An 18,786-nucleotide genomic window follows, 5' to 3' on the forward strand; every position below is an offset into this window, starting at 1 on the left:
CCCTTTGTAAACGTGATGCAACCGTTACCTACTCGAGTTGCATTACTCATTCTCCCATTGGAATATATAGTACCAAGGTTTGCGAGAACGATCTCGCATTGGTCACGTAAGTCAAAGGAGACATTCATGAGGCGCTCATTCCGAACGATTGCAGCAGTTGGTGCAATGACGGCATTCGCACTGACCCTGGCCGGTTGCTCGACCGCAGCCACCACCGATTCCACCGATGCTGCGGCAGCGGATGAAATCACCATTGCATTCGTCATGGGCGCAGAGGCTGACCCGTTCTTCCAGGCGATGAAGGCCGGCGCAGAGGAAGAAGCCGCCAAGCTCGGCGTCACGCTCATCTGGCAGGGCGACCCGGCGAACTACTCGGCCGAGACCCAGATCCCGATCGTCGACGCGGTTCTGGCCCAGCAGCCCTCCGGCCTGGTGCTCATCCCTACCGACCCGACGGCCCTGCAGTCCTCGGTCTCCAAGGCCGTTGCCGCCGGCATCCCCGTGGTCAACGTCGACACCCACGTCGACGACCTCTCCGACGTCGTGTCATTCATCACCGGTGACAACGCCGACGGCGGCGCCAAGGCCGCTGACGCGCTCGCCACCCAGATCGGCTACGAAGACGGCGGAAGCTACCAGGTTGTCGTCGGGCTCACCAGCGCCACCGCGACCACCAATGTCAGCCGCCTCGACGGCTTCACGGCCCAGATCGAAGCTGAATATCCCGGCATTGAAATCGCTGACGTCGCGTACTCCGAGTCCAACCCGGAAAAGGCCGCGACCAACGTGAACAACTGGCTCACCCGCTTCCCCGACCTGGCCGGCATTTTCGCCATTGACGGCACGAACGCCTCGGGTGCGGCTGCCGCCCTCGAATCCAAGGGCCTGGAAGGCACCATTGGACTCGTCGGCTACGACGCTTACCCCGACAACGTCGCGAAGATCAAGTCCGGCGTTTTCACCGCGCTCATCGCGCAGGACCCCGCCGCCGAAGCCCGCCTCGCCATTCAGACGCTCGTCGAGTACATCAAGACCGGTGAGACGTCGACCGAGCACGAGGTTGTCATTCCGAACGTAGTTCTGGATTCCAGCACCTCTGACGACGACTTCGCGAAGTACACCTACGTCGCCACTGAATAAGTCGTCCTCCCGGTAGCTGTAGAAAACAAAGGCAAATACATGACCAACGTCAGTCAGAGCGTGCAGAAGTCAGCGCTCTCGTCACGGTTCTCCTCCCTGGCCGCCAACCAAAGCACCATCCTGGTGGGCGTGATGATCATTTTGATCGTCGTGTTCACGGTGCTCGAACCGAAGTTCTTTTCGGTCGCGACGGCCAATAACGTCCTCACGGACTGGGGTTCCGTTGCCCTGATTGCCGTTGGTCAAACCTTTGTGGTGATCAGCGGTGGCATCGACCTGTCGGTCGGTGCCACCATCGGACTCAGCGGCGTCATCTCCGCCTGGACCATGGCCAACGTGCTCGGCCTGGACCAGACCGTCAAGGGGCAGGATGCTGCCGGCCCGCTCCTGATCGGAACCGTGGTCTCGGTCGCCGTCGGTTTGGGCGTCGGTCTGGTCAACGCATTCCTGATCAACAAGCTCAAAATCGTGCCGTTCATCGCTACCCTGGCCACGATGGGCGCGGCGCTCGGATTCTCGGTCATTATTTCCAAGGGCGCCCCCATCGGCAGCGCCAATGACTTCACTCTCATCAGCGCGATGTCGCCGACCTGGAATCCGCTCTCCTGGGCCGTGCTCTTCGTGGCCATCGTCATCGCCGTGCTGGGCCTGTTCCTGCACAAGGCCCGCTTTGGCCTGTACACCTACGCCATCGGCTCGAATGCCTTTGCGGCACGGGCAGCGGGTATCAATGTGGAACGACACCTCACCATGGTCTATGCCCTCTCCGGTGCGCTGGCCGGTCTGGCCGGCATGTACGTCTATATCCGTCTCGGCGCAGGTTCCCCCTCGTCGGGAACGGGCCGTGAACTCGACGCCATCGCGGCTGTCGTCATCGGCGGCGCGTCCCTCATGGGTGGCGTCGGCCGCATCATGGGCACCATCCTCGGCGCCCTCATCCTCTTCACCGTGCAGTCCGGCCTGATCATGATCGGTGTTGCACCGGACTGGAAAAAGGTTGTCGTGGCCGTTCTGATCGCTGCGGCGGTCGCCGCTCAGACGCTGCAGAGCAAGAACGGGAGAAAGTGACCATGGTCGGCGAAGTCATCTACGAAGTCCGGAACGTTTCCAAGCGCTACGGCTCAGTCATCGCCCTCGACGGGGCCAGCCTCAAGCTCCACGCCGGCGAAGTCGTCGGCCTGGTCGGCGACAACGGTGCCGGAAAATCGACGCTGGTCAAGGTGCTCTCGGGCGCCCACCAACCCGACGGCGGACAGATCTTGCTCGACGGGGTGGAGCGGGAATGGAGCTCGCCGCGGGAGGCCCTCGAGGCCGGGGTGGAGACTCTCTACCAGGACTCCGGTCTGGCACCGCACCTGACCGTTTCGGAAAACGTGTTCCTCGGTCGCGAAAAGGTCGTGCCGGGAATCCTGGGAAAGCTGGGGTTTCTGTCGAAGAAGACCATGGCCCGCGAGGCGCACGCTGACCTCGAGCGGGTTGGAATCGCCGTGCCGGCGTCGAACCGTTCCGTTTCTCAGCTCTCCGGCGGCCAGCGCCAGGCGGTGTCGATTGGCCGGGCGGTGTCGTGGGCGCGAAAAGTGATCATTCTGGACGAGCCCACCAACCACCTCGGTGCGCGTCAGGCGGGTGAAGTGCTCAATGTCATCCGTGCGGCCAAGGCTAAGGGACTCGGCGTCATCTTCATCTCCCACACCCTGCCGCACGTACTCGAGGTGACGGACCGCATCGTCGTGCTGCGCCTGGGCCGCATCGTGATGGATGCCCCCACAACCGAGTTCGACGGCGACCGCCTGATCGGCGTGCTCACCGGTACCATCGCCACCATCAAGGTGGAGGGCGACTAACCAGCCTTCGGGCAAAAAATACGTGGACGGGTCGCACTGGTTACATCGTGCGGCCCGTTCTTCCATGTCTGCCGTCGGCGCAGCGGCATCCGCTTTGAAAGTTGAGCCACTCACACTCAACTTTCAGCCGCAGAAATTGACAGGGACGAAACGGCTCTGGAATACTTGAGCCATCGAGGCTCAAGTCTTGAGATTACTTAGCAGTTCGTTTCGCACATGATTGAAGGAGAACAACCCAGATGGCTCGTGCAGTAGGTATTGACCTCGGAACCACAAACTCGGTGGTGTCCGTGCTCGAAGGTGGAGAACCCACCGTCATCGCCAACGCTGAGGGCTTGCGCACCACCCCCTCGGTGGTCGCATTCACCAAGGACGGCGAAGTTCTCGTCGGAGAAACCGCCAAGCGCCAGAACGTCACCAACGTCGACCGCACCATCTCCAGCGTCAAGCGCCACATGGGCACCGACTGGACCGTCGCGATCGACGACAAGAAGTACACCCCGCAGGAGATCAGCGCGCGTATCCTCGCCAAACTCAAGCGTGACGCCGAGCAGTACCTGGGCGAGAAGGTCAGCGACGCCGTCGTGACCGTGCCGGCGTACTTCAACGACGCCGAGCGTCAGGCCACGAAGGAGGCCGGCGAGATTGCCGGACTCAACGTCTTGCGCATTATCAACGAGCCGACCGCCGCCGCGCTGGCCTACGGTCTCGACAAGGGCAAGGAAGACGAGCTCATCCTGGTCTTCGACCTCGGAGGCGGAACCTTCGACGTGTCGCTGCTCGAGGTGGGCAAGGACGACGACTTCTCCACCATCCAGGTGCGCTCGACCGCCGGCGACAACCGCCTCGGCGGCGACGACTGGGACCAGCGCATCGTTGATCACCTGATCAAGCGCTTCAAGGAGACCACCGGCGTTGACGTGTCCAAGGACAAGATCGCCAAGCAGCGCCTCAAAGAAGCCGCTGAGCAGGCCAAGAAGGAACTCTCCTCGAGCATGTCGACGAGCATCCAGCTGCCCTACCTGTCGCTGACCGAGAACGGCCCGGCCAACCTCGACGAGACGCTCACCCGCGCCCAGTTCGAGAAGATGACTGAGGACCTGCTCGACCGCACCAAGAAGCCCTTCCAGGACGTCATTCGTGAGGCCGGCGTCAAGGTCGGTGACATCGCCCACGTCGTTCTCGTCGGTGGTTCCACCCGGATGCCCGCCGTCTACGAGCTCGTCAAGAGCGAGACCGGCGGCAAGGACCCGAACAAGGGTGTCAACCCGGACGAGGTCGTCGCCGTCGGCGCCGCACTGCAGGCCGGCGTGCTGAAGGGCGAGCGCAAGGACGTTCTGCTCATCGACGTCACCCCGCTGAGCCTCGGCATCGAAACCAAGGGCGGCATCATGACTCGCCTGATCGAGCGCAACACGGCCATCCCGACCAAGCGCAGCGAAACCTTCACCACGGCCGACGACAACCAGCCGTCCGTTGCGATCCAGGTCTTCCAGGGCGAGCGTGAGTTCACCCGCGACAACAAGAACCTCGGAACCTTCGAGCTCACCGGCATCGCGCCGGCGCCGCGCGGCATTCCGCAGGTCGAGGTCACCTTCGACATCGACGCCAACGGCATCGTGCACGTGTCTGCCAAGGACAAGGGCACCGGAACCGAGCAGTCGATGACCATCACGGGCGGTTCCTCGCTCGCGAAGGAAGACATCGAGCGCATGGTGCGCGAGGGTGGGGAGCACGCCGCAGAAGACAAGCGTCTGCGCGAAGTCGCCGAGACCCGCAACACGGCCGAGCAGCTCGCCTACTCGATCGAGAAGCTGATCAAGGACAACGTCGACAAGCTCCCCGAGGACGTGAAGAATGAGGTGCAGGCTGATGTCGACGCCCTCAAGTCCGCTCTCGCCGGCGACGACGACGACGCGGTGAAGACCGCGTTTGACAAGCTCAACGAAAGCCAGGGCAAGCTCGGCGAAGCCATCTACAAGTCCAGCCAGGCGGATGCCGCAGCCGGCGCTGATGAGACCAGCACCGACGAGGCTCCTGCCGAAGAGAACAAGGACGAAGACGTTGTCGACGCCGAGGTTGTTGACGACGACGAAGACGAGAAGAAGAAGTAGGCCGCAACCATGGCTGACAAGAAACATCCAGACAACGACGCGTCCGCTGCGGGGGTGCCCGATGACGGCACCGCCGCCGCGGGCGCGGCCGCTGCTGATGCAGCATCCGCTTCTGAACCTGACAGTGCTGTAGCCGACGGTACGGCCGACGGGATCGAAGAAGACGAACTGACCGTTCAGGACATTCTGGACGCGGCGGAACGCGAAGTTGCTGAGCCGACGAGCGAACACCTCGCCGACCTCAAGCGCGTGACGGCCGAGTACGCCAACTATCGTCGGCGCACCGAAGCCAACCGGGCCATCGAGAAAGAGCGCGTGACCGGGGATATCGTCAAGGTGCTTATTCCGGTACTGGACGACATCTACCGTGCTGAGAAGCACGGCGATCTCGTGCCTGACTCGGCCTTCGCCACGATCGCAGCCAAACTGCGTTCGAGCGTTGAACGGCTCGGGCTGACCTCGTTCGGCACGGTCGGCGAACCCTTCGACCCGACCATGCACGAGGCGATCTTCCAGCAGCCGAGTGCAGCGGTCGACGTGGAAACCGTCGGCGACGTCGCGGAGACGGGGTACTACCTCGGCTCCACGCTGCTGCGCGCGGCCAAGGTCGTCGTTCAGGTACCGAGCGATGGCTAGCCAGGATTGGTTTGACAAGGACTTCTACAAGGTTCTCGGGGTATCGAAAGATGTCACGCCGGCCGAGTTGAAGAAGGCGTACCGCAAGCTCGCGCGTAAGTACCACCCGGATTCCAACCCGGGGAACCCCGCCGCCGAGGCGAAGTTCAAGGAACTGAGCGAGGCGCACTCGGTGCTGGGCGATGCCGCGCAGCGCAAGGAATACGATGCCGTGCGGGCCATGGGCAGTGGGGCGCGGTTCGCCGCGCCCGGCGGCCGGGCCCAGAGCGGTGGCTTTGAGGACGCCTTCGGAGGCATGTTCGGCGGCGGAAGTCGTCAGCAAAGTTATACCTTCGAGCAGGGCGGCTTCGACGATATCCTCGGGGGTATGTTCGGCAGAGGTGGCGGCGGTGGCGGCGGCTTCGGCAACCCCACCGGCGGCTACCGCGGATCGGGCGCGCCTACCCGAGGCCGCGATGTGATCGCGTCGACGACCATCGACTTCATCACGGCTACCCAGGGCGACCAGATCAGTCTGCAGACTCAGGACGGCCGGCCGATCAAGGTCAAGGTGCCAGCCGGCGTCGCCGACGGGCAGAAGATTCGCCTGCGCGGCAAGGGCCAGCCCAGCCCCGACGGCGGAGAAACCGGCGATATCGTGCTGACGATCACCGTGCGCAAGCACCCGGTGTTCGAACGGGACGGCCTCAACCTGCGGGTGACCGTTCCGGTCACCTTCGTCGAGGCGAGCCTCGGTGCGACGATCGAGGTGCCCACTCTCGGTGGTGCCCCGGTCAAACTGCGCGTGGCCCCCGGCACTCCCGGAGGACGCGTGCTGCGGGTCAAGGGTCGCGGCGTCACCACGGCGAAGGGCACCGGCGACCTGCTCGCCATCGTGCAGGTCGCTGTACCGTCACACCTGTCGAAGGATGCGGAAGAAAAGCTCGCAGCCTTTGCCGAGGCACTGCCCAAGGAAAATCCGCGTGATGAACTGATCGCGCGAGCGAAGGGCTAGTCATGGACGAGACCACCCGGGTTTTCGTGATTTCCACGGCAGCAGAGCTTGCGGGAATGCACCCGCAAACCCTGCGCCAATACGATCGCCTGGGCCTGGTCAGCCCGGAGCGCACCCCCGGAAAGAGCCGTCGCTACTCCATGCTCGACGTGGCAAAGCTCCGTGAAATTGCGTTCTTGGGCTCAGAAGGTGTGAGTCTGGAAGGCATCCGTCGTATCCTCGAACTCGAGGATCACGTGCGCGGGCTCGAAAAGCGCCTGCGCGAGTTGGAATCGACGCTCGCCGACGAATTGCTGAACCGTCCGGGCCGCCGCGTTTTCGCGGCTGGCTCGGCCGGCGACGTCATTTCGATGAAGGCGGGCACCCGCACCAGACGCAGCAACCAGATTGTCATCTGGCGGCCGCGAGACCACATGTAGTTCTACAACACCTAGCTCCACGTTTCGCTTTCACAGCACGAACTGGTTGCACCGGCACCACTTTCAGGGGGAACCATGTCCGAATCGGGCACGCACGACCAGTCCGCGCTGCGGAACACCAATGACTTCGACTTCGATCGGCTGCGACGTCGCCCCGACATCGAGGCCGAGAACCTGTTCGCCGTCGACGCCAGCGACCGGCTCATCCTCGATGAGGCCGCCGGTGCGATCGCCGCCTACCGCAGCGGTGGAGTCGTCGTGCTCGAGGACCGCTATGGCGCCCTCACCCTCGGCGCCGCCGCACTGCACGATGCCCGCGGCATTCGCGTCTATCAGGACGCCCTCTCGGGCGAGTACGCGCTTGACAGCAACGCCTCCGGCGTCAATCTGACGGATGCCTACCGCTCCCTTCCGCTCGGCGAGGAGCTGCTGGCCGACGCCCACGTCGTGCTGCTGCAGCTGCCCAAAAGCCTCGACGCCCTCGATGAGATCGCCGGCGCCATCGCCAAGTATGCCGCCCCCGACGTGATCGTCTTCGCCGGCGGCCGCATCAAGCACATGACCGTGAGCATGAACGAGGTGCTGCGCCGTCACTTCGGCGCCCTCAACGTGCGCCCGGCTCGCCAGAAGTCCCGCGTGCTCATCGCCTCCTCGCCGCTCACCACGTCGACGACCGACTGGCCACACAGCGAGAAGCACGAGGACTTCGACCTCGTGGTGCGCGGCCACGGCGGAGTGTTCGCCGGAACCAGCATCGACATCGGCACCCGGGCGCTGCTCGAGGTGCTCGACCGGATGAAGCCCGATGCCGAGCGCGCCATCGACCTCGGCTGCGGCACCGGCGTGCTCGCCGCGGCGCTCGCGGCGCAGCGACCCCTGCTGCGGGTGCTCGCGACGGACCAGTCGGCCGTTGCCGTGGCATCCGCTCGTGCCACCGTCGACGCCAACGCGCTCGCCGAACGGGTCACCGTCGTGCGGGCCGATGGCCTGTCCGGCCAGGCTGATGACTCCGCCGACCTGATTCTGCTCAACCCGCCCTTTCACATCGGCGCATCCGTGCACGCGGGCCTGGCTGAGAAGCTGTTCATCGACGCGGCCCGAGTGCTTGCGCCCGGTGGCGAACTGTGGACGGTCTGGAACACGCACCTCGGCTACCGTCCGATGCTGACCCGCATCGTCGGTTCGACCCGCCAAGTCGGCCGCAACACCAAGTTCACGGTGACGGTGTCGACCGGTCGCTAGCTTTTTCGGGGCGGCTTACGGCGGTCCTGCGGCGATCTCGGCAAGCTCGATCAGCGGATGGTGACGACCGGCAGACACCGGTCTGCGGTGATACTTCGGGCGCGATCAGGCGCGTACGAGCGGCTCGCCGTTCAGAACGTCGAGCTGCCAGGCGGTCGATCCATCAGCGTGTGTGTGGTGGTGCTGCACGACGTTGAGCGAGGCGTTCGTAATGCTGCCGATGGGCTGGTCGAGCGCGTTTTCGAGGCTCAAACGAATGAGCGTGCCGTGCGCGACCACAATGATGCGCGCTCCAGGGTGCTCGCGGGCGAGGTCGCGCAGGGCATCGATGCCGCGCGCGGCGACGGCTTGTTCGGTCTCGGCACCGTGGAACCCGCCGGGAAAACGCAGGGCTTCGAGTTCGGCGCCAGCGCTCAAACCCTCGGCCGGCCCGTAGTTGCGCTCGATCAGTGCCGGGAGGCGGCGGGCCGTGTCGAGGCCGAGCCGCTCGCCGATCAGGTCGGCGGTTTCCGCAGCGCGGGAGAGCGGGGACGAGACGATGAAATCCCAGTCGTAGCGTTTCAGGGGAGCGACGGCATCCGCTGCCTGACCGCGCCCCACGTCATTCAGCGGGATATCGGTGGCGCCCTGGATGCGCGCGGCGGCGTTCCAATCGGTCTGGCCGTGGCGGATGAGGGCGAAGGTCGTCGTCGTGGTCACCCGTCTATTCTGCCTTGGCCGACTGGGAGTGCGCGCCGCGCGCCGGCGGCGGCCTCGCTCCGCGGTGCGGTGTGGGCCGACCGTGCGAGCGCGACGATGGACCAGCCGCCGAGTGCGACGAGCAGCCCGTTGCGCGTCGTGAGCAGCAGCAGCGAAAATAGGTTGCCGTCGATCAGGGGCAGGTAGAAGATTGGAAAGATCAACGTCGTCAGGGCTGAAATGGCCAGCATCAGCACGGCGGGCACCCGCCAGGCCGCCCAGCTGCGGCCGACGCCGACCGCGACGATCGGCACCAGCCAGAGCATGTATTGCGGCGACCCGACCTTGTTGAAGACGATGAAGGCGCTGACCAGGGCCAGGGAACCGAGCAGCAGCAGCTCGGCGGCATCCGCTTGTCGACGTTGAGCAATGACCATCAGCACGAAGATCGCCGCGATGGCACCGAACATGACCGGGGTCATCAGGGAGGCGACGAGACCGGCCCCGGGGCCGCTCACCTCGCGGGTCGCGATGGCAAAGTTTTCGTAGATGAGCGTGTCGTGCTGGCCGAGCGAGGCCAGCCACACCCACGGAGTCGTGACCGGAGCCTCGAGCTGCAGCGCACGGTCGGTCTGTTCGGTGACGAATCCGGTGAGAAACTGCGCAGCATCGAGCAGCCAAACGGATGCCGCCACCCCCGCCGACAACGCCGCTCCGGTCAGGACCATCGTCAGTTTTCGCGACGATACCGTGACGACCGCGAGGAAAACGGCGGCCGGCCAGACCTTGATCCAGGTGGCGAGGGCCAGCAGGAGCGCGGCGATGACCGGTCGACGCGCGAGCAGCACGAGTCCGACGATGACGATCGGTGCGGTGACTCCTTCCAGGCGTAACAGCCCGACCGGGCTCAGCAGGAACGAGCACAGCAACCAGTACCAGGCCGGCTTGTAGCCGCTGCGGCGGCGTCCCCAATCGGTCAGGGCTCCGACGGCGACGGCATTGAGCGCTGCCGTCATCAGAAACCAGAGCAATTGGTAGAGCAGCGGCCCGGCGATGCCGGCGAACGCGATCGGCAGCATGGCCCCGATCGGATACACCCAGGCCACGTCGAGGCCCTGCCAGAAACCGTTGCCCAGGCCGAGTTCGGCCCATTGTCGGTAGAGCGGGAGATCACCGAGCACTCGGCCGGTGAGGATGGTCGGGAGCAGCGCGACGAGAAAGACCGCGTGCAGGCCCAGGAACCCCAGGGCCAGAGTGCGCGGTCGTTGCAGGGTGAGACGGCGGCTCGGGGTGAGCGCCGTGGCGAGGCGGGCGTCGATCCAATCGAAGGTTCTAGACATGTCACCGTTTCTGCAGCGCGGGGTGGGGAGTCGCGGGCAGTCTAGGGGTGGCGAGTGAACTTCTGGTGACGGGTGGTCATCCCCCGGGCCCAGGTTGTGGAAGCGGGCCCATGATCTATCATGGGCCCGCTTTCCGGGCCCGGGCCCCGACCGCAGGGGGTGGAGGGGTTTAGGCGAGGAGCTCTCGGATGTCGGCGGCGGTCAGGGCGGTGCCGGCCGGGGCGCCATCGGTCATAACGCTCTCGAACAGGCGGGCCTTGGTGGCTTTGAGGGCCATGACCTTCTCCTCGATGGTGTCCTTCGACACCAATCGGTAGACCATGACGTTCTTGGTCTGGCCGATGCGGTGTACGCGGTCGACCGCCTGTGCCTCGGTCGCCGGGTTCCACCACGGGTCGAGCAGGATAACGTAGTCGGCCTCGGTGAGGTTGAGGCCGAATCCGCCGGCCTTGAGGCTGATCAGGAAGACCGAACTCGAGCCCTCCTTGAAGTCGCTGATGGCCTTGGCTCGGTTGCGGGTCTTGCCGTCGAGGTAGGAGTAGCTGATGCCGGCCGCGTCGAGCCGGTCCCGCGCCTTGCCGAGGTACTGGGTGAACTGGCTGAAGATGAGGGTGCGGTGGCCCTCGGCGACGGTGTCTTCGAGCAGCTCAAGCAGGGCGTCGAGCTTGGTCGAGGGAACGCTGTCGTACTTCTTGTCGTACAGGCTCGCATCGAGGCTGAGCTGGCGCAGCATGGTGAGCGAGCGAAAGATCTCGAACCGGTTCGCGTTCATGTCCTCGATCAGGCCGAGCACCTTCTGGCGTTCCCGGGCCAGGTGCATGTCGTAGACCTTGCGGTGCCGCGGGTGCAGGTCGAGTTCCAGCACCTGCTCCTGCTTCTCGGGCAGGTCGCTCGCCACCTGGGCTTTGGTGCGGCGCAGCATGAAGGGACGGATGCGGCGGCGCAGCTGCGTGAGCCGCTCACCGTCGGCATCCGTTTCAATGGGCTTGCGGTAGTAGTCGGCGAAGCGGCTCGGGCTCGGGAACAGGCCGGGCGCGGTGATGGAGAGCAGCGACCACAACTCCATCAGGTTGTTTTCCATCGGCGTGCCGGTGATGGCGAGCTTGAACGGGGTGCGCAGCCGGCGGGCGCAGACGTGCGCCTTGCTTTGGTGGTTCTTCACGAACTGGGCCTCGTCGAGCAGCAGTCCGGCCCAGTCCTGGGCGTTGTATTCCTCGAAGTCGAGGCGAAAAAGCGTGTACGAGGTGATCACGACATCCGCTTCACCCATCACGTCCTGCAGGCTGGAGCCGCGCTTTCCGGCGGTCTGGGTGATGGCTGCTGTCGCCAGGTCGGGAGCGAACCGGGCGCACTCGGTGGCCCAGTTGGAGACGACGCTCGTGGGCGCGACGACGAGGAACGGCTTGCGCACGGTGCCCGGCTGCGCGCGTTCGCTGTCCCGGGCGTGGGCGATCAGGGCGATCGCCTGCAGGGTCTTGCCGAGCCCCATGTCGTCGGCGAGTACGCCGCCGAGCTGGTGGTCGTAGAGAAAGCTGAGCCAGTCGAACCCGGTCTGCTGGTAGGCGCGCAGGGTGGCGTGCACGGCCGGCGGGAGCGGGCGTTCGGCGATGGGAGCGGCTTCCGCCAGACCCTGAAGGGCGGCGAGGCCCTCGACGGCGCTGCGCCAGGTCGCGGCCTGTTCGGCGACCACGCCGAGAAGCTGTAGTTCGTCCCAGAGGTCGGCCTGAAAGCGGCTGAGGCCGAGAGCGCCGGCGTTGCTCTCCTGCAGGCCACGGGCCTCTTCGATCAGGCGGCGCAGCTGCTGCAGCTCGGGCCGGTCGAGGCTGAAATAGGTTCCGCTGTCGAGGATCATCAGGTCCTGATCGGTGGCTAGTGCCCGAAACAGGTCGTCGAAGGGAATGTCTTCGCCCTCGATCGACACGGTGACGGCGAGGTCGAACCAGTCGCGGGTATCGGTGCTCTCGGTGGTGGCCAGGCTGATCACGGGCGCTTCGTCGGCCTCGCGATAGCTTGGCGCGTCAGCGGAGACCTGCACGATGACGCCATCTTCCGCGAGCCGGGGTACGGCTTCACCGAGGAAGGTGATCATGACGGCGCCCTGCAGCTCGGCGTGCTCGAGCAAACGGGCCGCACTGATCGGGGTTGCCGGCTGCCAGAGCTGCTCGAACGAGCTGATGGCGCGTTCGACGTCTCGCAGCGTGTCGCCCTCGCGGGTCGCGTCGCGAAAGCGGGTGTCGTTGGGTGTCGGGCGCAGCGGGTGGCGGTAGAGCACGGGGGCGGGCTCTATTTCGACGGCGTCGGTCGGGACGGCTGCGGCCTGGTCGGTGGGCGCGACGTACTGCCACTCCCAGGCCAGGGTGATGCGGGCATCCGTTTGGTGCGTGATCGTGAGGGCGAGTTGGGGGCGAGCGGTCTTGGGCAGCTCAAACGATGCGTCATGGCTGGTCAGCACGAGTTTTTGCTGAAGAAAGGGGTAGAAGTCGGTGAGAAAGGCCACCTCGTCGTCGGCCGGAATATCGAAGCCGCCGGTCACGGCCAGGGCGCGGATCTCGGAGTTCACCGTGGCAGTCAGCGGGGCGAGGATGAGCTGATTGCCGGTCGCGAGCGGGTCGGCCGGGGCGGTCCAGGTGTAGGCGCCGTGCGCCGGATCGCCGAGAAAACCGAATTCGGAGCCGCGGTGCAGCTTCTCGTTCAACACGAGCAAGGGGGTCAGCTGCAGGCCGTCATCGTCCCGCCGAATGTCGACCTCGAGCGAGGCGGGCGTGGGAGAGAGGAGGACGGGATTCTGGGCATCCGTTGCGCAGACGAGTGGCAGACCGCTCAGCTGGGCCTCGTGCAGCAGATCCCAGAGGGCCTTGTTCTCGAAGTTGTCGAGGTAGAGCCAGTGGTCGGTATAGCTGTAATAACGCTGCCCGGTGGCCGAGAGGGCGTAGAGGGCGTTCAGGATTTTGCGGTGGCCACGGTTGTAGGTGCCGGGAGTCCAGGACAGGTTGTCCCAGGTGAGGGAGCCGCGGATCCACTTGCCCTTCTTGCCCATCACCATGGGGCGTGCGCCGAGGCGGCGAGGCCCGGTGCGGCGGTTCGGGCTGTAGGCGGGATCAAGCAGGTCGAATTGCAGCGCGAGGGCCGTGCTCGTGACCGTCTCGGCGCCGCTCGGCTTCGCGAGCGGGGCCAGGGCGGCGCGCCAGGCCGGGACCGGCGGGCGAATGGGAACGACGGGGGCCGGGGTGGACGGCTGATACGCGGCCGGCACGAAGGTCGACTCGAAGACGGGGGTGCGGCGGTCGCCGATGGCACGCACGTTGGACGCCGCGCGCTCGGCATTCAGCTCCGCGGGCGTGCTGCGGCTTGCCAGCAGCAGGGCGGCGACGTGCTTGCAGTTGCTGGCCATCGGGCAGGTGCACGTTCCGCTGGCTCGAACGGCCTGGCCGGCCGCATTGAGGGTGAACGAGACCAGCACGGTGTACGGCTGGGTACTGGTGCCGCTGACGCGTCCGGTGAGGTGTGTTCCCGACGGGGCCCAGGACTGTTCGGTGACGTGTCCGTTGCGGGCGTACCGTTCACCGCGCGAGAACGACTGGCTGCCGACGATGCGGGCGATCTCGTGAGTGCTGAGGGAATGGGCCATAGGTGAGGGAGCTCCGTAAGAAAAAGGGACCAACCCTTATTGTCTCACGCGAGCCTGAGCGGCTCAGCTCAGCGTGGTGTCTCACGGGGCTGCCTGGTGGCTAATTCAGGAAATTTCCTGAGCCGGGGGGAGTTGCGTCGCATTGGTTCGGGAGCCGCGGGATCGCTCGCCGAAATTATCCTGAATTAGCCACGATCGACGGGCTGCACCGGCGTGCCAGGAGTGGAGAGAGTGCCGGCGGCAGTGGCCTGCAGTAGGGCCAGGGCCTGCGCCTCGATGTGGGTCTGCAGCACGATCACGCTCGAGGAGCGCACGACCGTTTGAGTGGCGACGATGAGGTCGAGCACGCGCTGCACGTCGGCGTTCGACCGGGCGACGACCCGGGCGAGCATGTCGCTGTCGCCGGAGACCGTGTGCAACTCCAGAATCTCGGGAATCTTCACGAGAGCCGCAACGACAACCGCGTGGCCGGAGTCCTGCCGCACGGTGAGCGAACAGTAGGCGGTGACCGGGTAGCCGAACTCGCTCGGGTTCAGGGTCGGCGCCCAGGATTTGATCACCCCGCGGCTCATTAGCCGGTCGAGCCTGGCCTGCACGGTTGCCCTGGCCACCTTGAGCCGCCGTGAGGCCTCGAGCACCGAGAGCTTCGGCCGCTCGCAGAACAGTGTGACGAGTCGAGCATCCAGCGAGTCGACATCCATGAGCGTGACCTTTCGGTGGTCCGGTCGGGCATCGTTGCCGAGCGGGGGGGTGTACCAACTGTATGGTGTTTCGTTGAAAATACACACAATTATTCACAGAGTGTGCACTTCAAATGGTCACTGTGGCAGACGCTCGGCAAAGTCACTAACTTTGCTGTAGCCCGCCCAGTCAACGATCAGAAGGAGCCAGCATGGCGACTCACGCCCTCGACACCCTTCCCCTGCGTTCAGGGCAGATGCAGAGTGCGGATGTCGGCGACCTCACCCCGGATCAGCTGCGCGACCTGTATCGGATGCTGGCGAACGTGCGTCAGCTCGACCGCGATGCCGTGGCGTGGCAGCGCCAGGGTCTCATTCCCGGTTACGCGCCGATGCTCGGCCAGGAGGCAGCCCAGGTCGGTGCCGGCTTCGGCGTCGATAAGACCCGGGACTTCATCTTTCCGACCTACCGTGAGATGGGCGTGGCCTACACGGTCGGCGTGAACATGGTCGAGTACATGTCGACCCACAAAGCGATCTGGCACGGCGGGCTCTACGACCCCGGGGCCACCCACTTCGCGCCCTTTCAAGCGGTTGTCGGCGGATCCGTTCTGCACGCGGTGGGCTGGGCGCACGGGCAGACCCTGAACGGCCAGGCGCTGAACGGGACGGCTGCGGCAACGGGCGGTGCGGCATCCGTTTCAACAACCGGCCTCGGCGTGGGCCTGGCTTTTCTCGGCGACGGCGCGAGCTCGCAGGGTGACGTGCACGAGGCGATGAACTTCGCCGCCATTCTGAAGGCGCCGGTGGTGTTCTTCGTGCAAAACAACGGCTGGGCCATCTCGGTGCCGACCGAACAGCAGGTGGCCGGCGGCTCGGTGGCCGCACGCGCCGTCGGCTACGGCATGCCAGCCGTGCAGGTCGACGGCAACGACGTGCTCGCCGTGCTGGACGCCACCCGACGCGCGGTCGCCCACGCGCGCGCGGGCCTCGGCCCGGTCGTGGTCGAGGCGATGACCTACCGGCGCGGTCCGCACTCCACGAGCGACGACCCCGGTCGCTACCGCACCCTCGAGGACGAGAAAACCGACGGCGGCGAAGATCCGCTCAGCCGGTTTCGCGCGGTGCTGCTGGCCGACAACGTGGCTGACTCTGCCTTCTTCGCCGTGGCTGACGCCGACGCCCAGGCGCGTGCCGACGAGATTCGCGACGGTGTCGTGGCCCTCGAAAGCCGGCCCGGAAGCGAAATGTTCGACTTCGTTTTTCAAGAACCAACCCCGACGCTCGGCGCCCAGGCGCGCCAGTGGAGAGAGGAATCCGAGCATGTCTGAGTCTATGAACGGCGCCGTCCTTGAACGTGTACGGGAGACCCCGCTCCTGCAGCTCTCCATGCAGCAGGCCATTAACCGCGCGCTCGGTGAGATTCTCGAAGCGGATGAGCGCGCCCTCATTTTCGGCGAAGACGTCGGCGTGCTCGGCGGAGTTTTTCGGGTCACCGACGGGCTGCAGCAGCGCTTCGGCGCGAACCGGGTCTTTGACACCCCGCTCGCCGAGTCTGGCATTCTCGGCACCGCGATTGGGCTGGCCATGGCCGGTTTTCACCCGATCCCCGAGGTGCAGTTCGACGGCTTCGCCTACCCGGCCGTCAACCAGATCATCACGCAGCTGGCCCGCATGAACTATCGCAGCCGCGGACGCCTGCCGATGCCGGTGACGCTGCGGGTGCCGAGCTTTGGCGGCATCCGCGCCCCCGAACACCACGGTGAGAGTCTCGAATCGCTGTTCGCGCACGTGCCCGGACTCAAGGTCGTGTCGCCGGCCAACCCGCAGCAGGCCTATCACCTGCTCAAGCACGCCGTCTCGATGCCCGACCCGGTCATCTTCATGGAGCCCAAGGCGCGCTACTGGAACAAGGCCGGGGTCAACCTTGTCGACAACGTGGTCGGTGATGGCATCTTCGGGGGGACGGATGGCCCGCTCACCGGCCGCGCCTCCCGCGAGGGCTCGGTGATCGCCCGTCCGGGCAAGCACGCGACCCTCATCGCGTGGGGCTCAATGGTCTCCCGCTGCCTCCAGGTCGCGGAGTTGGCCGCGGAAGATGGCATCGAACTCGAGGTGCTCGATCTGCGCTGGCTGAAGCCGATCGACGAAGCGGGGCTGGCGGCATCCGTTTCACGCACGCGTCGGGCCATCGTCGTGCACGAGGGGCCGCGCACCATTGGCCTCGGTGCCGAGGTCGCCGCGCTCGTCTCGCAGAGCTGCTTCGACACGCTGCGGGCGCCGGTCGAGCGCGTGACCGGCTTCGACGTGCCGTACCCGTCTGGCGATCTGGAGGACGAGTACATCCCGAACATTGATCGAATTCTCTTCGGAGTTCAGCGAGTATTGGAGTACCGCCGTGGCTGAAATCTCTTTTCCCCTGCCCGACCTCGGTGAGGGACTGCTCGAGGCGACCGTGCTCGAATGGCTCGTCACGGTGGGTGACCAAGTCGAACGCAACCAGCCATTCGTCGAGGTTGAAACGACGAAGTCGTCGGTGGAATTGCCGTCACCGATCGCCGGTATCGTGCTCACGCTGCACGGCGAGCCCGGCGACAGGGTGCTCGTCGATACACCGTTGATCACCTTCACGGTCGCCGACGACTCGGCCGGCATCGTCGGCACTGTGCCGGCAGAGGCCGCGCCGAAACGCCGCGTGCGCCTGACCGCCGTTCTCGACGAGGACTAGACATGCTCACCAGTTGGCGCCAGCACGAACCCGAACTCGACGCGGGCCTTGCCCCGGTGCTGCTCGTGCACGGCTTCGCCTCCTCCACCGCCCTCAACTGGGAGGCGACCGGGTGGGTGCGTGACCTCGTGAGCGCCGGCCGGCGCGTCATCACCATCGATCTGCTCGGTCACGGCGTAAGCGCTGCACCGGCCGAAACGGATGCGTACGCCCCCAGCCGCCTGCGCGCGGCGGTTCTCGAGGTGCTCACCCTGGCCGGCGCCCGGCCCCGCGAGGCCGGCCAGCCCGCATCCGGTGTCGACCTGGTCGGGTACTCGCTCGGCTCGCGCCTGGTCTGGGAACTCGCCGCCGAGCGGCCCGACCTGGTTAATCGCGCGGTGCTCGGCGGCATGAGCGCCGAGGACCCGCTCGCCGACTTCGACCTCGAAGCAGCCGCCCTGTTTCTGTCGGATTCCAGCGCGATCGCGCACGAGTCGACCGCCTCACTGATGACCCTGATGCAGCTCGCTCCGGGCTCGAACGCCCCGGCCCTGCTGCGGCTGGTCGCCGCGATCAAGGCTGAGCGGTTCGAGCCGGGCGCATCCGTTCCGTCTCGGCCCCTTCTCTTCGTCACCGGCGACCGCGACGTGCTCGCGACCGGCACGGCCGAGCTCGCGGCGCTCGCCGCCTGCTCCGAAGTGTTGTGGCTGCCGGCCCGTACCCATATGAACGCGGTGAGCTCACGGGCCTTCAAGCAGGCCGCGATCGAGTTTCTCGGTCGCTACCAGTCGTAGCGGAACGGCCCGACCCCCGCAACTAGTGGTCAGTCCAGACCCAGCAGGTTCTGCAGAGCCGCGTCTATGGCGGGCATTTTCGAGCCATTCAAACGACCGGCGAACTCACCCAGCCGGATTTCCTGATTGACCGCTGTCAGTTGCTCGACCAACACTCTGGACTTCGTGCCGTTGATTTCGACCTTGGGGGCGAAATGACGCCTCGCGTCGTCGGACTGCAGGACCACAGCGAACCGCACCCCAGTTTGCTCGTGTCCACGAGGGTCACTCGGCGTCTTCAGGCGGTAGAGGTCGCCACGCACGAAGAGCGTCCAGCTCGGCCGCAAGTTCGCGAGAAGCGGCGACGTCTTCCGGATCGTTCCGGAACGCTTCGGACTCGGCCCGGAGTCGAGCGCGGCGGTGAGTACGTTCAGACTCCATGATCGCCATCCGAGCGGCCTCCGAGCGGGACAGTCCATCACCGGTCAGCGCCGCTAGCGGGAGTTTCCTAGCTAGCCTCGGTCAGAGTTCCAGAAGTGCTGGTCAACTCGGGTTTTGGCGGCTGGGTTTTGTATGACCTAACTTTTCTTC

At 65.6% G+C, this 18,786-nt stretch carries 17 protein-coding genes; 12 read left to right on the forward strand and 5 right to left on the reverse strand.

Annotated elements, in window-relative coordinates; translation table 11 throughout:
* Window positions 1-126 precede the first annotated feature (126 nt).
* The 8 genes from E3T43_RS07585 (at window position 127) to E3T43_RS07620 (ending at window position 8,389) form a co-directional block, all read left to right on the forward strand.
* On the forward strand, window positions 127-1,140 hold the full coding sequence (locus E3T43_RS07585; protein ID WP_166791265.1) for a substrate-binding domain-containing protein: 1,014 nt from the start codon (window positions 127-129) through the stop codon (window positions 1,138-1,140).
* Between the two features lie 39 nt (window positions 1,141-1,179).
* Window positions 1,180-2,208 carry an ABC transporter permease gene (locus tag E3T43_RS07590; protein ID WP_092447965.1) on the forward strand — a complete coding sequence of 343 codons (1,029 nt, stop codon included), beginning with the start codon at window positions 1,180-1,182 and terminating at the stop codon, window positions 2,206-2,208.
* A 2-nt stretch (window positions 2,209-2,210) separates the two neighbouring features.
* Window positions 2,211-2,984 (forward strand): ATP-binding cassette domain-containing protein, encoded by a 774-nt coding sequence (locus E3T43_RS07595; protein WP_134471943.1) that lies wholly within the window; start codon window positions 2,211-2,213, stop codon window positions 2,982-2,984.
* 239 nt (window positions 2,985-3,223) lie between these two features.
* Complete coding sequence (dnaK, locus tag E3T43_RS07600) at window positions 3,224-5,098, forward strand: molecular chaperone DnaK (protein WP_134471944.1); 1,875 nt, start codon at window positions 3,224-3,226, stop codon at window positions 5,096-5,098.
* Window positions 5,099-5,107: 9 nt separating this feature from the next.
* On the forward strand, window positions 5,108-5,734 hold the full coding sequence (locus E3T43_RS07605; protein ID WP_092447962.1) for a nucleotide exchange factor GrpE: 627 nt from the start codon (window positions 5,108-5,110) through the stop codon (window positions 5,732-5,734).
* A complete protein-coding gene (locus E3T43_RS07610) occupies window positions 5,727-6,728 on the forward strand; it encodes a DnaJ C-terminal domain-containing protein (RefSeq protein ID WP_092447961.1) in 1,002 nt (333 codons plus the stop codon). The genes E3T43_RS07605 and E3T43_RS07610 overlap by 8 nt, the downstream gene beginning before the upstream one ends.
* A 2-nt stretch (window positions 6,729-6,730) precedes the next feature.
* Window positions 6,731-7,147 carry a heat shock protein transcriptional repressor HspR gene (locus E3T43_RS07615; RefSeq protein WP_134443386.1) on the forward strand — a complete coding sequence of 139 codons (417 nt, stop codon included), beginning with the start codon at window positions 6,731-6,733 and terminating at the stop codon, window positions 7,145-7,147.
* Window positions 7,148-7,222: 75 nt separating this feature from the next.
* Complete coding sequence (locus tag E3T43_RS07620) at window positions 7,223-8,389, forward strand: class I SAM-dependent methyltransferase (RefSeq protein WP_134471945.1); 1,167 nt, start codon at window positions 7,223-7,225, stop codon at window positions 8,387-8,389.
* Window positions 8,390-8,494: 105 nt separating this feature from the next.
* Here E3T43_RS07620 and E3T43_RS07625 read toward each other — a convergent pair whose 3' ends face one another.
* The 4 genes from E3T43_RS07625 to E3T43_RS07640 form a co-directional block, all read right to left on the reverse strand.
* The gene (locus tag E3T43_RS07625) at window positions 8,495-9,088 is read right to left on the reverse strand and encodes a histidine phosphatase family protein (protein ID WP_134443384.1); all 594 of its coding nucleotides are present in this window, start codon (window positions 9,086-9,088) and stop codon (window positions 8,495-8,497) included.
* Window positions 9,085-10,407 (reverse strand): glycosyltransferase 87 family protein, encoded by a 1,323-nt coding sequence (locus E3T43_RS07630; protein WP_134471946.1) that lies wholly within the window; start codon window positions 10,405-10,407, stop codon window positions 9,085-9,087. Before E3T43_RS07630 ends, E3T43_RS07625 begins: the two co-directional genes overlap by 4 nt.
* 169 nt (window positions 10,408-10,576) lie before the next feature.
* Entirely contained in the window at window positions 10,577-14,035 is a 3,459-nt protein-coding gene (locus tag E3T43_RS07635) for a DEAD/DEAH box helicase (protein WP_134471947.1), read from the reverse strand.
* Between the two features lie 185 nt (window positions 14,036-14,220).
* Window positions 14,221-14,736 (reverse strand): Lrp/AsnC family transcriptional regulator, encoded by a 516-nt coding sequence (locus E3T43_RS07640; protein WP_134471948.1) that lies wholly within the window; start codon window positions 14,734-14,736, stop codon window positions 14,221-14,223.
* Between the two features lie 236 nt (window positions 14,737-14,972).
* On the opposite strand from E3T43_RS07640, the gene E3T43_RS07645 reads away from it, so the two are divergent.
* Genes E3T43_RS07645 through E3T43_RS07660 form a run of 4 tightly spaced genes read left to right on the forward strand, consistent with a single transcriptional unit; the run spans window position 14,973 to window position 18,216 of the window.
* Window positions 14,973-16,046, forward strand: a complete 1,074-nt coding sequence (locus E3T43_RS07645; RefSeq protein ID WP_134471961.1) for a thiamine pyrophosphate-dependent enzyme — start codon at window positions 14,973-14,975, stop codon at window positions 16,044-16,046.
* The gene (locus E3T43_RS07650) at window positions 16,039-17,121 is read left to right on the forward strand and encodes an alpha-ketoacid dehydrogenase subunit beta (RefSeq protein ID WP_134471949.1); all 1,083 of its coding nucleotides are present in this window, start codon (window positions 16,039-16,041) and stop codon (window positions 17,119-17,121) included. Before E3T43_RS07645 ends, E3T43_RS07650 begins: the two co-directional genes overlap by 8 nt.
* Window positions 17,114-17,443 carry a biotin/lipoyl-containing protein gene (locus E3T43_RS07655; RefSeq protein ID WP_134443380.1) on the forward strand — a complete coding sequence of 110 codons (330 nt, stop codon included), beginning with the start codon at window positions 17,114-17,116 and terminating at the stop codon, window positions 17,441-17,443. The genes E3T43_RS07650 and E3T43_RS07655 overlap by 8 nt, the downstream gene beginning before the upstream one ends.
* A 2-nt stretch (window positions 17,444-17,445) precedes the next feature.
* Window positions 17,446-18,216, forward strand: a complete 771-nt coding sequence (locus E3T43_RS07660) for an alpha/beta fold hydrolase (protein ID WP_134471950.1) — start codon at window positions 17,446-17,448, stop codon at window positions 18,214-18,216.
* Between the two features lie 29 nt (window positions 18,217-18,245).
* On the opposite strand, the gene E3T43_RS07665 is transcribed toward E3T43_RS07660, so the two are convergent.
* Window positions 18,246-18,518, reverse strand: a complete 273-nt coding sequence (locus E3T43_RS07665; RefSeq protein ID WP_134471951.1) for a type II toxin-antitoxin system PemK/MazF family toxin — start codon at window positions 18,516-18,518, stop codon at window positions 18,246-18,248.
* Window positions 18,519-18,786: the final 268 nt, after the last annotated feature.

Origin of the sequence: Cryobacterium sp. Hh7 (assembly GCF_004403155.1) — a bacterium.
Taxonomy (GTDB): Bacteria; Actinomycetota; Actinomycetes; order Actinomycetales; family Microbacteriaceae; genus Cryobacterium; species Cryobacterium levicorallinum.

What these genes read in the sequence shown, in the direction of transcription:
- E3T43_RS07610 (WP_092447961.1), top strand. Translation starts at nt 5,727, where the DNA reads ATGGCTAGCCAGGATTGGTTTGACAAGGACTTCTACAAGGTTCTCGGG.
- E3T43_RS07635 (WP_134471947.1), bottom strand. Translation starts at nt 14,035, where the DNA reads ATGGCCCATTCCCTCAGCACTCACGAGATCGCCCGCATCGTCGGCAGC.
- E3T43_RS07620 (WP_134471945.1), top strand. Translation starts at nt 7,223, where the DNA reads ATGTCCGAATCGGGCACGCACGACCAGTCCGCGCTGCGGAACACCAAT.
- E3T43_RS07640 (WP_134471948.1), bottom strand. Translation starts at nt 14,736, where the DNA reads ATGGATGTCGACTCGCTGGATGCTCGACTCGTCACACTGTTCTGCGAG.
- E3T43_RS07605 (WP_092447962.1), top strand. Translation starts at nt 5,108, where the DNA reads ATGGCTGACAAGAAACATCCAGACAACGACGCGTCCGCTGCGGGGGTG.
- E3T43_RS07590 (WP_092447965.1), top strand. Translation starts at nt 1,180, where the DNA reads ATGACCAACGTCAGTCAGAGCGTGCAGAAGTCAGCGCTCTCGTCACGG.
- dnaK (WP_134471944.1), top strand. Translation starts at nt 3,224, where the DNA reads ATGGCTCGTGCAGTAGGTATTGACCTCGGAACCACAAACTCGGTGGTG.
- E3T43_RS07595 (WP_134471943.1), top strand. Translation starts at nt 2,211, where the DNA reads ATGGTCGGCGAAGTCATCTACGAAGTCCGGAACGTTTCCAAGCGCTAC.
- E3T43_RS07615 (WP_134443386.1), top strand. Translation starts at nt 6,731, where the DNA reads ATGGACGAGACCACCCGGGTTTTCGTGATTTCCACGGCAGCAGAGCTT.
- E3T43_RS07585 (WP_166791265.1), top strand. Translation starts at nt 127, where the DNA reads ATGAGGCGCTCATTCCGAACGATTGCAGCAGTTGGTGCAATGACGGCA.
- E3T43_RS07645 (WP_134471961.1), top strand. Translation starts at nt 14,973, where the DNA reads ATGCAGAGTGCGGATGTCGGCGACCTCACCCCGGATCAGCTGCGCGAC.
- E3T43_RS07660 (WP_134471950.1), top strand. Translation starts at nt 17,446, where the DNA reads ATGCTCACCAGTTGGCGCCAGCACGAACCCGAACTCGACGCGGGCCTT.
- E3T43_RS07650 (WP_134471949.1), top strand. Translation starts at nt 16,039, where the DNA reads ATGTCTGAGTCTATGAACGGCGCCGTCCTTGAACGTGTACGGGAGACC.
- E3T43_RS07630 (WP_134471946.1), bottom strand. Translation starts at nt 10,407, where the DNA reads ATGTCTAGAACCTTCGATTGGATCGACGCCCGCCTCGCCACGGCGCTC.